This is a genomic window from Phaeobacter sp. JH20_34 (genome assembly GCF_048056095.1).
GTDB lineage: Bacteria > Pseudomonadota > Alphaproteobacteria > Rhodobacterales > Rhodobacteraceae > Phaeobacter > Phaeobacter bryozoorum.
Genome location: NZ_JAYMWT010000007.1, coordinates 186,890 through 202,381 on the forward strand (window position 1 = coordinate 186,890; position 15,492 = coordinate 202,381).

The 15,492-nt window shown below is 63.6% G+C and carries 15 protein-coding genes; 6 read left to right on the plus strand and 9 right to left on the minus strand.

The window, feature by feature from the left end; all coding sequences use genetic code 11:
• Positions 1–9 precede the first annotated feature (9 nt).
• Positions 10–792, minus strand: a complete 783-nt coding sequence (locus VWZ81_RS08645; RefSeq protein ID WP_416542964.1) for a hypothetical protein — start codon at positions 790–792, stop codon at positions 10–12.
• Between the two features lie 129 nt (positions 793–921).
• Between VWZ81_RS08645 and apbC the strand changes: the two genes are divergently transcribed.
• The 3 genes from apbC to VWZ81_RS08660 are packed head-to-tail and all read left to right on the plus strand — an operon-like array spanning position 922 to position 3,183.
• A complete protein-coding gene (gene apbC, locus VWZ81_RS08650; RefSeq protein WP_340547418.1) occupies positions 922–1,986 on the plus strand; it encodes an iron-sulfur cluster carrier protein ApbC in 1,065 nt (354 codons plus the stop codon).
• Between the two features lie 13 nt (positions 1,987–1,999).
• A complete protein-coding gene (locus VWZ81_RS08655) occupies positions 2,000–2,707 on the plus strand; it encodes a DUF4444 domain-containing protein (protein WP_340547535.1) in 708 nt (235 codons plus the stop codon).
• Positions 2,707–3,183, plus strand: coding sequence for a DUF6505 family protein (locus VWZ81_RS08660; RefSeq protein WP_416542965.1), 477 nt, complete (start codon positions 2,707–2,709; stop codon positions 3,181–3,183). The genes VWZ81_RS08655 and VWZ81_RS08660 overlap by 1 nt, the downstream gene beginning before the upstream one ends.
• Before the next feature lie 147 nt (positions 3,184–3,330).
• Here VWZ81_RS08660 and VWZ81_RS08665 read toward each other — a convergent pair whose 3' ends face one another.
• The 3 genes from VWZ81_RS08665 to VWZ81_RS08675 are packed head-to-tail and all read right to left on the minus strand — an operon-like array spanning position 3,331 to position 5,557.
• Complete coding sequence (locus tag VWZ81_RS08665) at positions 3,331–4,134, minus strand: substrate-binding domain-containing protein (RefSeq protein WP_416542966.1); 804 nt, start codon at positions 4,132–4,134, stop codon at positions 3,331–3,333.
• Positions 4,131–4,847 (minus strand): ATP-binding cassette domain-containing protein, encoded by a 717-nt coding sequence (locus tag VWZ81_RS08670; protein ID WP_416536613.1) that lies wholly within the window; start codon positions 4,845–4,847, stop codon positions 4,131–4,133. The genes VWZ81_RS08665 and VWZ81_RS08670 overlap by 4 nt, the downstream gene beginning before the upstream one ends.
• A 5-nt stretch (positions 4,848–4,852) precedes the next feature.
• Entirely contained in the window at positions 4,853–5,557 is a 705-nt protein-coding gene (locus VWZ81_RS08675; protein WP_340547422.1) for an ABC transporter permease, read from the minus strand.
• A gap of 346 nt (positions 5,558–5,903) precedes the next feature.
• On the opposite strand from VWZ81_RS08675, the gene nadA reads away from it, so the two are divergent.
• From nadA to nadC, 3 genes are read left to right on the plus strand one after another with little or no spacing between them, the layout of a single operon-like run.
• Entirely contained in the window at positions 5,904–6,956 is a 1,053-nt protein-coding gene (gene nadA / locus VWZ81_RS08680; RefSeq protein ID WP_340547423.1) for a quinolinate synthase NadA, read from the plus strand.
• A 3-nt stretch (positions 6,957–6,959) separates the two neighbouring features.
• Positions 6,960–8,630 (plus strand): L-aspartate oxidase, encoded by a 1,671-nt coding sequence (locus VWZ81_RS08685; RefSeq protein WP_416542967.1) that lies wholly within the window; start codon positions 6,960–6,962, stop codon positions 8,628–8,630.
• Positions 8,627–9,481: a carboxylating nicotinate-nucleotide diphosphorylase gene (gene nadC / locus VWZ81_RS08690; protein WP_416542968.1), complete on the plus strand. Its 855-nt coding sequence runs from the start codon at positions 8,627–8,629 to the stop codon at positions 9,479–9,481. The genes VWZ81_RS08685 and nadC overlap by 4 nt, the downstream gene beginning before the upstream one ends.
• Positions 9,482–9,575: 94 nt before the next feature.
• Here nadC and VWZ81_RS08695 read toward each other — a convergent pair whose 3' ends face one another.
• From VWZ81_RS08695 to VWZ81_RS08715, 5 genes are all read right to left on the minus strand, one after another.
• Positions 9,576–11,036 carry a hypothetical protein gene (locus tag VWZ81_RS08695; RefSeq protein ID WP_416542969.1) on the minus strand — a complete coding sequence of 487 codons (1,461 nt, stop codon included), beginning with the start codon at positions 11,034–11,036 and terminating at the stop codon, positions 9,576–9,578.
• Positions 11,036–11,821: a hypothetical protein gene (locus VWZ81_RS08700; RefSeq protein ID WP_416542970.1), complete on the minus strand. Its 786-nt coding sequence runs from the start codon at positions 11,819–11,821 to the stop codon at positions 11,036–11,038. The genes VWZ81_RS08695 and VWZ81_RS08700 overlap by 1 nt, the downstream gene beginning before the upstream one ends.
• A 16-nt stretch (positions 11,822–11,837) precedes the next feature.
• Positions 11,838–12,239: a GtrA family protein gene (locus VWZ81_RS08705; protein ID WP_340547428.1), complete on the minus strand. Its 402-nt coding sequence runs from the start codon at positions 12,237–12,239 to the stop codon at positions 11,838–11,840.
• Positions 12,236–13,240 carry a glycosyltransferase family 2 protein gene (locus VWZ81_RS08710; RefSeq protein ID WP_416542971.1) on the minus strand — a complete coding sequence of 335 codons (1,005 nt, stop codon included), beginning with the start codon at positions 13,238–13,240 and terminating at the stop codon, positions 12,236–12,238. Before VWZ81_RS08710 ends, VWZ81_RS08705 begins: the two co-directional genes overlap by 4 nt.
• 210 nt (positions 13,241–13,450) lie before the next feature.
• A complete protein-coding gene (locus tag VWZ81_RS08715; protein ID WP_416542972.1) occupies positions 13,451–15,439 on the minus strand; it encodes a CocE/NonD family hydrolase in 1,989 nt (662 codons plus the stop codon).
• Between the last annotated feature and the right edge of the window lie 53 nt (positions 15,440–15,492).

Genomic DNA, 15,492 nt, shown 5'->3' on the forward strand with positions numbered 1-15,492 from the left:
ATGATGACGCTACTTATGCTCCAACGGCGCCCCCAGATCCGCGGGGCTGAGCACGGCCACATAGGCGAGGATATTCTCCAGCTCGTCCAGCGTGAGTTCGACCGGAACAATCGGCGAGGGGCGTGCCTCGTCGAAGGGCGGCGTGATCTCGGCAATCTGGGTAAAGGCGGGATGCGGGTTCAGCGCGTAGAAGGCCTGAAACCGCTCCTCCCAATTGGCGAGGCTGCGCAACACATAGAACGACGGGGTCGAGCCGATACTGTTGATCCGTCCGGCCTCCTCCACCGCGTGACAGCGCCCGCAGTGGGATTTGGACAGATCGTATCCGCGTCCGGCGTCGCCGTCCCATGTGGTCACAGCCACCGCGGCCTGTGCCTGCTTCGGCACCCGGAACATCTGGCGCCCCTCGGGGGCAAAGGCGGCAATCGTGCGCGCGCCCACATCAGAGGTCAGCCAGTCTGCAAAGCGCCGCGCCCCGGCGTGATCCGGCGCGATCAGCTCCAGATGCCAGACGGTCCCGTCCCCCTCCATCACGGGCTGGCCGGTCATGCCCAGCATCATCTCGGCGACATCATTGCTGTCGACCAGTTCGATCCGCACCTGCGTCTTCAGCGAAAACCGCGGCAACAGAAACCCCAACACCCCGGTCTCCACCAGTGGCGCAGGAGCGGCCAGTCGCAGCTTTGCCGGATCGCTCTCGGCCTGTCCGCTGGCCGGTCGCAGGATCAGCGCAAGCAGAATTATCGCCAGTATTCCCGCGTAACCGCGCAAAAGAGTACATACCCAGACCATATGAAATGCTAGGAAACCACCTACATCCCCGTCAAGAGCCGTTACAGCCGGGGCCAAAAGCCCCGCAGGCCATCAAAAACAATCAAGCCAGCTTAGACCAAGCTCGCCCCAATAAGGAGCAACCCCGGCGTGTCCCTCACTCGTGAAACTGTCCTAGAGGCGCTCAAGACCATCAAAGACCCGGTGTCCGGCAGCGATATTGTCGCCGCTGGCATCGTCCGCGCGCTCAATATCGAAGAGGGCACAGTCCGCTTTGTGCTGGAAATCGACCCGGCCAAATCCGATATCTACGCGCCCGTGCGCGATGAAGCCGACGCAAAGGTGACGGCGCTGCCCGGCGCCGGCAAGGTTTCGGCCATGCTGACGGCCCATTCCGAAAAGGCGCCGCCGGACCTGAAGCCCAAACCGGCCGCCCAGCCGCAGGGGCCGCAGAAAATTCCCGGCGTCGACCGGATCATCGCGGTTGCCTCCGGCAAGGGCGGCGTCGGCAAGTCCACGGTTTCGGCGAATATCGCCTGTGCCCTGGCCGCTCAGGGCCGCCGTGTCGGCCTGCTTGATGCTGATGTCTACGGCCCTTCGCAGCCCAGGATGCTGGGGGTCTCCGGTCGGCCCGCCAGCCCGGATGGCAAAACCATCCTGCCGATGCGCAACCACGGGGTCACCATGATGTCGATCGGCCTGATGACCAACGAGGATCAGGCGGTTGTCTGGCGCGGCCCGATGCTGATGGGGGCCCTCCAGCAGATGATGATGCAGGTGCAATGGGGCGCGCTGGACGTGCTGATCGTGGACCTGCCGCCGGGCACCGGTGATGTGCAGATGACGCTGGCGCAAAAGGCGCATGTGGACGGCGCCATCGTGGTGTCCACCCCGCAGGATGTGGCGCTGATCGACGCCCGCAAGGGCATCGACATGTTCCAGAAACTCAACGTGCCGATCATCGGCATGGTGGAAAACATGTCCACGCATATCTGCTCCAACTGCGGGCATGAGGAACATGTCTTTGGCCATGGCGGCGTTGCTGCCGAGGCTGAGAAACTGAATGTGCCGCTGCTGGCGGAGATCCCGCTGCATCTGGATGTGCGCGTTGCCGCCGACGGTGGCGCGCCGATTGCGGTCAGCAAACCCGACAGCGCGCAGGCCAAGGCGTTCCACGATCTGGCGGCAGATCTGATCGCCAAGGGTCAGGCCTGATCCGATGGCCGAAATGAGCGACCTCAGCTTCCCCCCCCTGATGGAGGGGCTCGCGCTCAGCGGGGCCGACGATCCCTTTGCCATCGCCTGTCAGAAGGCGGTTCTGGGCTGCGACGCAGGTCTGGTGGTGCATAACCTGCTGCATGACCGGCTTCAGGCGGCCTTTGTCTTTGCGCCCGAGGTTGCCCTGCGGCAGGCCATGACCATGCTTCCGGTCTGCGGTATTGCACTGCAAAACGCCCTTGGCGCGCTGGCCCCGCCCGAGGTGGCGGTGCATCTGCAATGGGACGGCGGCCTGCGCATCAACGGCGGGCGCTGCGGCCGGCTGCGTGCCGCCGCCAGTACAACCGCGCCATCAGAGGTGCCAGACTGGCTGGTCATCGGCCTCGACCTGCCGCTCTGGCCGCCGAGCGACGGGGAAACCGGCGATCGTCCCGAGGATACCGCGCTTTATGCCGAGGGCTGCGCCGATGTGGATGCAGGCCAGTTACTGGAAAGCTGGGCCCGCCACGCGCTGCACTGGATCAACCGCTGGGAAGAGGACGGCACGGAGCCGGTGCACACGACCTGGCGCGGCCTTGCCCAGGATATTGGCGAAACCGTCACCCATGCGGGCCTGAATGGCACCTTCCTCGGCGTGGACGAAGATTTCGGCCTGCTGTTGCGGGACGAGGCGACAACCCATCTGATCCCCCTGACCACCCTACTGGAGACACCGTGATGCAGCTTGCCCGCGCCATTCATTTCGACGAGAGCGATCAGAACGTCTTTGCCAGCCCGGCCCACACCGGCGAATGGTGTATTTCGGGCGGGTTTGAGTTTTCCAACTGGGAAGAGGCCGACCTGATCGGCAAGCAGCGCCAGGCCTTTGCCAATGGCTGGATGGGGCTGGAAACCGGCGGGCGTGTCACCTTTGTTGCGGTGACGCGGATCGAGGAGAGCGAGCTGGCAGGCCTCACCGATCTGCTGGCCGCGCATTTCGTCAGCTACTACGGCGCCCCGGATCTGGCCGCCGCCCGCCCGGTGGCTGCGGAAGAGCTGGCACATATGGCGGAACTCTGCGCCGATCACGCGCCCAATACGCTGCTGACGGTGATGCGCGAGCTGACAGAGGCGGGCGTCAAGGAAAGCTATCGCAGCATCGAGCCGCAGGAGGCGGGCCTGGAACAATTCGCCATCCATGTGACCGACGACTGATTGACCACGCACGGCGCGAAGCCCGCAACCGGCCCCTCCCGCCCGGAGTGCGGCGGGTCAAAGCCCCCCGCTCCCGTTGGGCCAGGCGCCGCGCTCAGGCGCGGCGTCTGCACATTGCAACCGCTGTGCTGTGGATGCCGCTATCGCCTATGGCGCCGCGTTGAACACAAACAGCGCCTCGCCATTGATCTGGTAGCCGTTGATCAGCTCCTTGGCGGTATCCGACACCAGCCAGCCTTCCAGCCGGGCTGCGGATTCTGCCTTCACATGGGGGTGTTTCTGCGGGTTGACCGGCAGATAGGCATATTGGTTGAACAGCACCGGATCCCCCGCATAGAGCAGCGCCAGATCGCCCTTGTTGGCGAAATTGAGCCAGCTTGCGCGGTCCGACATGATGTAGCCCCCCATGCCAGAGGCTGTATTCAGCGCGGCCCCCATGCCTGCGCCAACAGCGTTGTACCAGCCGCCAAATCCGTCAGGTGACAGATCCGCCGCGGCCCACAGGCTCAGCTCTTTCTTGTGGGTGCCGCTGTCATCGCCGCGACTGACAAAAGCCACCTCGGATGCGGCCACTTTTTGCAGTGCCTCCGCTGCCGACTGCGCGCGGCCAATGCCCGCCGGGTCCGCCTTGGGGCCTACAAAGACGAAATCATTATACATGATCTCGCGGCGATGGGTGCCGTTGCCGCCTGCCAAAAACGCCTCCTCGGCCTTCTTCGAATGCACCAGAATCGCATCCACATCGCCCGCCTCGCCCAGACGGATCGCCTGACCGGTGCCCACCACCAACAGCTGCACCTCCAGCCCCAGATCCGACTTGATCTGCGGCAGCAGAACCTCTGCCAGACCGGAGTTGTGGAAGGATGTGGTCACCGCCAGCTTCATCTCCTCCGCCAGCGTCGCCGTCCCCATTGTCAGCGCAGCCAGTGCCACCAGCACAATCCGTTTCATTCGACAATATCTCCTCTTAGAAATGCGCGGCCCTGTTCGGTATGGGGCCGGGTAAAAAATGCCTCCGCCGCTGAAAACTCGGCAATCTGACCGTGCAGAACAAACAGCACCTCATCCGCCAGACGCTGCGCCTGACCCATATTGTGGGTCGACATGATCAGCCGGGTGCCTGCCGCTGCCGCTTCGGTCAGGATCTCCTCGATTTCGCGAGTGGCGCGCCCGTCGAGCGAGGCGCAAGGCTCATCCAGGAACAGCAGCTGCGGCTTGCGGATCAGGGCCCGTGCCAGCGCCAGTTTCTGCCGCTCACCGCCCGACAGCAGCACCGCAGGCCGGTGCAGCGCATCGCCGCCCAGACCGATCCGCTCAGCCCAGATCTCGGCCTCGGCCAGCGCCACCTTGCGGGCCACCCGGTTCAGCCGCAGCGGATAGGCGATATTTTCCACCACAGAGCGGCGCATCATCACCGGCGTCTGAAACACAAAGGCCTGGCGCCGCTGGGCTTCGGCCATGGCGCAGCCCCAGCTGATCCGCCCCTGCCCCAGTCGCAGGATGCCATGTAGCATCTTCAGCAGGGAGGTCTTGCCCGAACCATTCGGTCCGATCACGATGGTCGTCCCCTGCCCGTCCAGCCGCAGATCCACCGGACCTATCAGTGTCTTGCCACGGCGGCGCACCTGCGCCGCCTCGACAACCAGCGGAAAAAGACTGCTCACCTTGCTCACCAGCGGCCCTCGCTCTCGGTCTGACCCAGCCAGTGGATGGTCAGATTCACCGCCACCGCCAACGCGATCAGCACAAAGCCAAGCCCCAGCGCCATGGCAAAATCCCCTTTGCCGGTCTCCAGCGCAATCGCCGTCGTCAGCACCCGGGTGGCATGGTCGATATTGCCGCCAACGATCATGATCGCCCCAACCTCACCGATCGCGCGACCAAACCCGGCCAGCGCCGCCGTGAGCAGCGCCCGCCGCCCGTCCCACAGCAGCGTGGCAATGCGCTGGCTCTGGCTGGCATTCAGCGAAATCAGCAGATCGTGGTAATCGCTCCACAGATCGCGCAGCGACTGATGCGCGATCGAGGCGATGAGCGGCACGATGATGATCACCTGCGCAATAATCATCGCGGTCGGGGTGAACAGCAGCCCCAGCACCCCGAACGGACCGGCCCGCGACAGCAGCACATAGACCACCAGCCCCACGACCACCGGCGGCAGCCCCATCAGGGCGTTGAGCACCGCAATAGTGACCCGACGCAGGCGAAACCGGCGCACCGACAGCAGCGCCGCCAGCGGCAGCGCAATCACCGAGGCCACCAGCAACGCGGTCAAAGTGACCCGCAACGAACGCAGCGTGATCTCGACCAGATCGCCATCCAGCGTGACCACCAGCCAAAAGGCCTGGACCAATCCTTCCCAGAGATCAGACATGGAGGCGGATTTTCTCCCTTGTGGGACCGGTCTTACCGCTTCCCGATACTGTGTGAACGCTATCTGCAAACCACAATATCAGCCCGCCCAATAGACAAAAACGACACCGGGTGTGAAAATTGGACAAATTGACCGCGCACTGTTTGCGCTGACATCGCCCGATGGTCAGATGGTCTTGGCGCCGCCCCCAGCGTCAGGTTGCCGATGCGCCCCGATTGCCGCCGATTTGCATCAGGATTTCCGGTTTTTACGCAACAAAGCGGCTGCACTCGCTTGCGTGCTAAATGTGAACATGAAACAAGAATTCCCCAAAGTGCCACGTCAGGCGCAGCTTTGAGGAAATGCCATGTTCGATCTGCAAACCATGCGCGATCAGCTCGCCAATCACTATGACCTTGCGCCAAATCCTGCTCTGGCCGCAGAGATGTCAGAGATCTACGCCAAGATGGACCGGGTGGTGAACCCCGTCGACTGGGCCACCTACGCGCCCTATGTCGCCGCCATCCTCGCCTTGAAAAAAGAACGCAACGCTGTGATTCTGGCGCATAACTACATGACGCCTGAAATCTACCACGGGGTCGCCGACGTGGTGGGCGACAGCCTCCAGCTCGCCATGGAGGCCACCAAGGTGGAGGCCGACGTCATCGTGCAATGCGGTGTGCATTTCATGGCCGAAACCTCCAAGATCCTCAGCCCCGACAAGATCGTGCTGATCCCCGATATGGAGGCCGGCTGTTCGCTGGCGGAATCGATCACCGCAGAGGGCATCGCCCAGATGCGGGCGAAATATCCCGGCGCGCCGGTTGTCACCTATGTGAACACCACGGCTGAAGTCAAAGCCGCCTCCGATATCTGCTGCACCTCCTCCAACGCGGCCCAGATCGTGGCCGCACAGGACGCCGACACCGTGATCATGACCCCGGACCAGTATCTGGCGCAGAACATCGCTCAGCAGGTGCCGGAAAAGAACGTGGTCTGGTGGGAAGGCTCCTGCATCGTGCACGAGCAATACACCGCCAAGGACCTGCGCGATTTCCGCGAATGGAACCCCGGCACCCGGCTGATTGCGCATCCCGAATGCCCGCCGGATGTGGTGAATGAGGCCGATTTCTCAGGCTCCACCAGTGGCATCATCAAATATGTGACCGACGAAAAGCCCGAAAAGGCGATGTTGATCACCGAGTGTTCGATGGCCTCGAACATTGCCGACCAATTGCCGGAGGTTGAATTCGTCGGCCCCTGCAACATGTGCCCCTACATGAAGAAGATCACGCTGGAGAAAATCCTCTGGTCGCTGCACACGATGTCCGAACCGGTCGAAGTCGATCCCGAGGTCGCCGAAAAGGCCCGTGTGGCGGTGCAGCGGATGATTGATCTCAGCCAGAAACTGGGGATCTGATCCTTGGACACCCCCGGCGCCAAGGTCGTCTCTGACCATCAGGCCGACAACACGGCAGAGGCCCAGCTGGATGTGCAGGCCCTGACCGAAGCCACCGCCGCCTGTGACACTGATCGCGTGGTGATCGTTGGCGCGGGGATGGCCGCGCTCTATGCCGCCCTCGAACTGGCCCCGCGGCCGGTGCTGATGATCTCACCCGAAACACTTGGCGAGGGCGCCAGCTCGGCTTGGGCGCAGGGCGGCGTTGCCGCCGCGATGGATCAGGCCGACAGCCCTGCCGCCCACGCCACCGATACGGTGCGCGCCGGTGCTGGCACTGTCGACGCCGAGGTCGCCGCCATGGTCACACAGGTTGCCCAGGATCATATTCTCGATCTGACCGACCTTGGCACACCCTTTGATCGCACCGCTGACGGCGGCTTTGTCATGAGCCGCGAGGCGGCCCATTCCATGGCCCGTGTTGTCCGGGTGAAAGGCGATCAGGCCGGTCGGCAGATCATGGAAACGCTGATTGCCGCCGTGCGCGCCACAGCCTCGGTTCAGGTCCACGAAGGCACCCAGGCCGTGCGGCTGGAGGTGGCAGACGACCGCGTCACCGGCGTCTGGGTCAGCGATGCTGGCGGCACCTCGGTGCCCGTGCTGATCCGCGCCCCTGCGATCCTTCTGGCGGGGGGCGGTTCCGGGGGGCTGTTTGCGCATACCACCAACCCGCCCCGCATCCGGGGCCAAGTGATCGGATTTGCCGCCCGCGCCGGTGCCCGCATTGCCGATCCTGAATTTGTCCAGTTTCACCCCACCGCCTTTGACATCGGCGAAGACCCCGCGCCCCTCGCCACCGAGGCGCTGCGCGGCGATGGCGCCACGCTGATCAACAAGGACGGCATCCGCTTCATGCTGGCCGCGCACCCGGACGCCGAACTGGCCCCCCGTGACATCGTCGCCCGCGCAATCTTTGCCGAAACCCAGGTCGGCCGTCGCCCGATGCTGGACACCCGCGAAGCTCTTGGCGCCGAGGTGATGACCCGCTTTCCAACCGTGGCTGAGACCTGCGCCCGCGCCGGTATTGATCCCGTTGCGGACCCGATCCCGGTGGCGGTTGCCGCCCATTATCACATGGGCGGGATCGACACCGACATGCAGGGGCGGGCCAGCCTCGGCCGTCTCTGGGTCTGTGGCGAAGCCTCCTCGACCGGGCTGCATGGCGCCAATCGGCTTGCCTCCAACGGGCTTCTGGAGGCTCTGGTCTATGCCCGCACCGCTGCCCGGGACATTGCCGCAACACTTGGCCCGCAACCGGACCAGATGCGCACGCCGCCTGCACTGTCCCTCAGTTTCGCCCCTGCCACAACGCCCGCCGCCCCGGCCAGCGCCATCGCCCGCCTGCGCGAAACCATGACTGCCCATGTCGGCGTTCGCCGCGACGAAGCCGGGCTGAAAACCGCCCTCAGAACGATCGAGGAGCTGCTGGCAGAGTTCGGCGACGACGAGAGCTTTGCCAATATGTGCGCCACCGCCACCCTGATTGCTGCCGCCGCGCTGGACCGCCGCGAAAGCCGGGGCGGCCATTTCCGCGACGATTATCCTGAGGCCGACCCGGCGCAGGCCCATCGCACTCGTATTACCCTCACCGAGGCGCGTGCGATCCGCGCCGCCGCCGTCAAGGATCCGCTATGACCCCGTCCTTTGCCACTCTGCCCGACCTGATCCTGGAACCGCTGGTCCGCGCTGCCTTGCTGGAAGACCTCGGCCAGAGCGGGGATATCACCACCCGCGCGGTGATCCCGGCAGGCACCACCTATGAGGCCCGGCTCAATGCGCGCGATACCGGCGTTATCTCCGGTATGCAGATTGCCCGCATCGCTTTTCATCTGGTTGATCCCTCGCTGAAGATCGAAACGCGCGTGGCTGACGGCAGCCCCTGCACTCCTGGTCAGACCCTGATGACCATCGCAGGATCAGCCGCGTCGATCCTCTCGGGCGAACGTGTGGCGCTGAATTTTGCAGGCCGCCTCTCTGGCATCGCCAGCCTGACGGCCTCCTTCGTGGCAGAGACCAAGGGGACCGCCACCCGCATCACCTGCACCCGCAAGACCACACCCGGTCTGCGCATGGTCGAAAAGCAGGCCGTGCTGCATGGGGGCGGATACAACCACCGCTACGGTCTCTCCGATGCGATCCTGATCAAGGACAATCACATCGCCGCCGCAGGCGGTGTCGCCGCCGTCCTGCGCGCAGCCACGGCCAACGTCAGCCACATGATGAAGGTCGAGATCGAGGTGGACACCCTCGAACAGTTGCAGGAGGTGCTGGAGACGGGCGGCGCCGATGTGGTGCTGCTCGACAATATGGACACGCCAACCCTGACGAAGGCCGTGGCGATGGCCAAAGGTCATCTGGTCACCGAAGCCTCCGGCAATATGCGCCGCGACCGCATTGCCGAGGTGTCAGCCACGGGGGTTGATTATATCTCCTCCGGCGCGCTGACCCATTCGGCGCAGACGCTGGATCTCGGTCTCGATTTCTGAGGTCTTCGCACCTTCTGGTTTCTTGACCAGACCTGATCAGAAAAACGGGGGCCCGCACGCCCCCGTTTCTCGTTCGATGTTCTTTGCGCCGTCCTCAGCCGCCCGCAGGCACGTTATGCGCCGCCGCACGGATCGGCGTTGCCGACAACATCACCACGCTGCCCACGTCCAGATTGCGCACCTCATAGTCGGGCCCCTTGGCACCGGCCTGAACCTCCGCCGGCAGATGGGCGCAGGCCGTCGGTGTCATCGCGCAGATCACCACATCACGCCCGGTCAGTTGCGTCAGGCGAAAGGCCACCGACAGATCGTGCTGCAAGCCGGATTTCTTGCCCGATGGCAGCGACAGATAGGTGCCGGTGACATAGATCGGACCTTCCACCGGGAGGATCTGATCGGCCATCCTGCGGCTGTCGGCTTGCCAGGCGGTCACATCGCGATGCTGGAGCAGGTTGAACGCCAGGTAGATCAGCGCCACAAAGGCCAGGAGATTGCGTCCGATGCGGTCCCAGACGCCGCCCCGCGCCGCCAATTCCTGCGAAAGCAGCCCCAGCAGCACCGCGTAATACAGCCATACAAAGCCGGAGACACGCGGCGGCAGGGTGATGCCGGTCTTGATCGTCTGCACAAAGATCAGCCCCATCCCGAGGCAGATCCCCGCCAGCGGATAGGTCGCGCGCCAGGGGTCGGATCTGCCGACCAGCCAGACGGCCCAGCCAAACAGCGCCACCTGAAATACGGTCAGCGGCAGGAAGTGGAACGAGACCAGCGAGGCCGAGCTGCCGAGGAAATCACCAATCAGCCCGATATTTGCCAGCAGCGATGCCAGATCATGCGCCGGCTTCGGCATCCGCCACTCCGCCATCGGGATCCCGAAGACACCGTGAAACAGGTAGTTCAGCGTATAGATCGACGCCATCGCCAGCGCAAAACACAGGATAAACAGCCCCAGCAGCGATGCCAGATCCCGGGCAGAGCGCTGCGTGTCCGCACGGGTCAGACAGAGCGCCAGCAGAAAGAACGGATAGGTCGTATAGGCGGTCAGCGCCAGCGGCACAAAGGGCACCAGCAGCCAGCGGCAGGCCCGATCCGACAGTTGCGTGGTCGCCAGCGCATAGATGGCAAGGATCGCCATGCCCGGGATCAGCGTGTTGAACCACAGTGAAATCAGCAGCGCAGGCGCCGACAGCCCCGCAATCAGCGCCACCGCGCCCTTGCGCCACAGCGCCGCCCCGGCCCCCAGCGCATTATGCGCCAGACAGCCCAGCACCACCGCCCATAACCCGTTGTAGATCAGATAGTTGGCCCAGCTCGGTAACAGTGTCTCGCGCAGGTGCCACAGGTAATTGACCCAGCGCCCCTCCATCAGGGTTTTGACATAATAGGTCTCTGCATCGCCAAACAGCGCAGGGTAATCATCGTGACGGATCAGCGGATCCGGCAGCTGGAACACCGCCGCGATCAGCAGCCCGAAAAAGGCCACCGCAATTGTCGCCAGCAGGGGCGTTGCAGCGTCCCGGCGCGCCACAACCGGGCTGTCCATCACCAGTGTCATTATATTGTGCCCTTTGCCGTATCCGCACCCACCAGCCCTGCCGCCCGCGCCTGCCGCGCGATGATCGCAGCGCGGATCTGTGCGATCCGGGTCACCATCAATTGCGGCATCAGCGACACCACACCCCGGCGCAGCCGCCAGCCAAGATTGCCCGCAGGCGGCACCGGCTGCCCCGCCAAAAGCTCCGTTGCCAGAACCTCCTCCGGCAGACCCGCACGCCCCGCTTCATTCACATAGAGCACGGTATTGTAGCGATACCAGGGTTCTACCCCCTCGGCCTCTCTCAGCGCCGGGCGTACGCAGTCAAACGCCCGATAGCCCCGCGCGGCAAAGAGATCCTGCCAGAAGGACAGCGGCTGTTCATTGATATGAAACTCGCCGCCCTGCCCCGGAACAGCCGCCGAAAACAGCACCCGATCGGCATGGCGCGTCAGCCCCGCAACCAAGGTTGCGGAGGCCGCCGTCGGCAGATGCTCACCAACCTCCAGGCTCTGCGCCAGCTCGAACCGCCGACCCAGATCAAAATCGCCGGTCAGATCCGCCGCATGGTAACACCCCGCCGGGATCGCCAGACGGTTACGATCCAGATAATCGCCGTCCACCCCGGCGATGTCAGCAACGCCGGAATTCGCCCATTCACTGAGCCAGACACCGCGACCGCTGCCCAGATCCAGCACGCTCCGCGCGCCAAGCCAGGGCTGCACCGCCGCGATCAGCGCCTTCGCCGAGCTGCGCGCGCCGGCCTCGATGTAATCGTAGAATTCATTTGAATACACATGCGACATTTCTTGCCACTCCTCTTTACGCGCCGTGTCCGGCGTAGACCCAGATCTTGAAAAACAGGTAGTTCTGAACCGGCAGCCAGACTGCGGCGGTGGTCGCCGCCAGCCACTCCGGCCAGCCCAGCATCGGACCGATGACACCCGTCAGCAGCGCCGAAGTCACAAACCCAAGGCCGACCGTGCAGCCAAACCGCAGCGCCTGGTCCGGCTGGCCCAGCTTCTGGCGGAACGTCCAGACGGTCTGGCCGACATATTGCGCCAGAACCGCAAGGCCAAAAGCCAGCGCATTGGCCAGCCCCGCCGCCAGACCGATATGCAGGAACCCCAGGAACGCCAGCACATAGAGCGCTGCAACCGAGACGCCGACAATGGCGAAGCGGATCAACTGGCCGAGATCTTTCTGAACGGCGGCGCGGATCATGACGCTTCTTTTTGGGCCGGTTCAGCCAGTGGCGCCGCTACGGCGCGGCTGTCGCCGATGAAATCGACCGCATGGGCGGCGGGATGCCCGGTCTGCTGCGACAGGAAATACAGCGGGCGCTGTTTGCTCTCCATATAAAGCCGTCCGACATATTCGCCGAGGATCCCCAGCGTCAGCAGCTGGATCGCGGAGAAGAAAGAGATCGCCAGCAGAACCGAGGCCCAACCGGCAACGGTGTTGAACAGGATCAGCGAGCCAAAGACATAAATCGCCATCAGCACGGTCACCAACAGGCTGAAGAATGCCAGCCGTGTGGCCATTTTCAGCGGTTTGGTGGAGAACCCGGTCAGCGCATCGGTGGCAAAGCGCAGCATCGCCTTGAACGGATATTTGGTTTCCCCCGCGACACGGGCTTCGCGGATGTATTCGAGACCAATCTGGTGAAATCCGGCCCAGGCAAACATGCCGCGGATGAACCGCGCGCGTTCCGGCATTTTCAGCACCGCATCCAGCGAGCGACGGCTGACCAGGCGGAAATCGCCTGTGTCTTTGGGGATATCCACATCCGACAGCGTATTGAGAAAACGGTAGAACAGATAGGCCGTCGCCTTCTTGAACAGGGTTTCCCCCTGGCGCTCGGCGCGGCGGCCGTAGACCACGTCATAGCCGCGATCCATCATCATCATCATGTCGGGCAGAATTTCCGGCGGATCCTGAAGATCGGCATCCAGCATGAAAATCCGCGCGCCGGTCGCCGCCTCCAGCCCAGCCGTCAGCGCAACCTGATGGCCGCGATTGGCCGACAGACGGATGCCCCGCACCACCGGATGACGCTTATGCGCCGCTTCCATAGCGGCCCAGGTTTCATCGCTGGAACCATCATCGACCAGAATGATCTCGGCCCGTTCCGCCCAAGGTTCGATTGCCTGCACCAACCGATCCACCAACAGGGGGATGGACTCTTCCTCATTATAGCAGGGTACAACAACGGATAGATGCACCTTCTCGCCCCAATTCTGTTTATCGTCTGCTCACAACCGAGGGACCATCCGCCCGGCATTCCAGCGCGATGAAAACATTTCAAGGGGGTATTCTCACCCGAAATGGTTAACGCGCAGTTCCGTTTTTGGTCACAGAACGTGGCCAAACCGTGGCGAACTGGGGGTCAATCCGGGGAAAAACAGCGATTTTTAACAGGATTTGATGCGAAATCACAAACAATCGCGCGGCAGGCTCTCGCTCCATTCCTTAACGCAGACTTCGGTCTGCCCGGCACCTTCGCAGGCGACAACCCTGCGCCAGAGATGGAAATCCTCCCGATCACCGCGCATCTCATTGTCGGTATCGACCTGCACCTGCCAGTCACCGCGCGCGAATGTAAACCGCCACTGGCTGGTAAAGGTGGCGCTGGCCGGATCATCCGGATGCACCGCATAGCGCATGGCGACATGGCTGCCGACCTCCATCCCATGCACCGGGTCAATGGCCGCGCCATAGTCATCAAAAGTTTCCAGCACCAGCGTGCCGTCGGCCTCTTCATAGGTGTTCGATGTGCCGGAGGGCGCACGGGTGACCTCTGCCTGATAGGTCGGATAATCCCGCGCGGCGCTTGGCGCCTGCGCCTCGACCTCCTCAGCGAGTGAACGTTCCGGCAGGATCAGCGCACATCCCTCCAGATGCAGGGTCAGCGCCACAGGCTCGGGCGCGGGCCAGACGATCGGCCAGTAGGAGGTCGACAGCGCCAGCCGCAGCTTATGCCCAGCCCTCAGACGATGCGCGCATTCATTAAGCGCAAACTCAACCTCATAGCGCCTGCCGGGAACCAGCCGCGCCGCGTTCTCATGGCTCTCATCATGGCATAGGTTGCGTCCCCGATAGGTGATGCGCTGCGACACGCCATTCGGGGCCACATCACACAGCCGCGCCATCACCTGCGCCACCGGTCTGTCGACAGAGAACGCCAGCCGCAGCCGCGCCCGACCCAGCAACTCCAGCGGGGTCTCAAGCGGCGCCGTATCGAAACAGGCCGACAGCGCATCATCACCCGCCTGATCGCCCGGCAGTTCATTGTCGATCCGCATACCTGCGCAGAAATACCCGCTCCCCATGCCCAGGGTTGCTGGATTGGATACCACAACCTCCCCCGCACCCGGCACCGCCTGCAACGTACCCTGCTGTCCCAGATGATGCGCCACCTCGCGCACATTCGGGGAGGGCCATGCAGTCTCAGCAATCCAGCGCCCCTGCCGGGGTTTGTTTTCCTTGGTCGGATTGAAATGCTCCTGCATGTAGGTGCGATAATCCGGCAGATCCTCCGCGCCGCTGTCTACGCCCTTCAGCCAGCGATCAAACCAGCGCAGCACCTCGCCGTGGAAATCATGCCCTTCCAGCTTGGAAATATGGGCATAGCGGTGCTCCCACGGGCCGATCAGCGCCTTGGCGGGCGCCTGCATATGGGCCGCCAGTGCAGGTGGTGCATTCACATAGGCATCGGCCCAGCCGGTGATCGCCAGCACTGGCACCTTGATCGCAGACCAATCCTCGCAGATGGAACCGTGTTTCCAGAATTCATCGCGCTGCGCGTGGGACAGCCAGTCCGCGGCCATAAACGGCAGCGTCTCGATCCGCTCCACCCAGGCCTCGCGCCAGTCCGGGCGCAGCTCGGGATCCAGCGGGCGGGTTTGATAGGCAAACATCTGCGAGGCCCAATTGGCATTATCGCTGAGCAGGCAGCCCCCCATGAAATGGATATCATCGGCATAGCGATCCACGGTTGAGGCCACGCTGACCACCGCCTTCAACGCCTCTGGCTGACGCGCGGCCAGCTGCAACCCGTTGAAGCCGCCCCAGGAAATCCCGATCATGCCGATATTCCCATCGCAACAGGCCTGCGCCGCAAGCCAGGCCAGCACCGCCTCGCCGTCGCTCAGCTCCTGTTCGGAATACTCATCGTCAAACACCCCCTCGCTATCGCCCGTGCCGGCGATATCCACCCGCAGGCAGACATAGCCCTCAGCGGCAAAGACCGGATGCGTGGTGGCATCGCGCGGCGCGGTGCCGTCTCGTTTGCGATAGGGCAGATATTCCAGGATCCCAGGATAACACCCCTCTGCCGCTGGCCGCCACATCCGCGCCGCAAGCCGACGCCCATCTGGCAGCGGGATCCACAGATGTTCAACTCCGGTGATCTCCATCGCCATGGCGCGCCCTCTTCCTGTCTGCTTCAATCTCAAGCTGTTGCCGCCCACCCAAT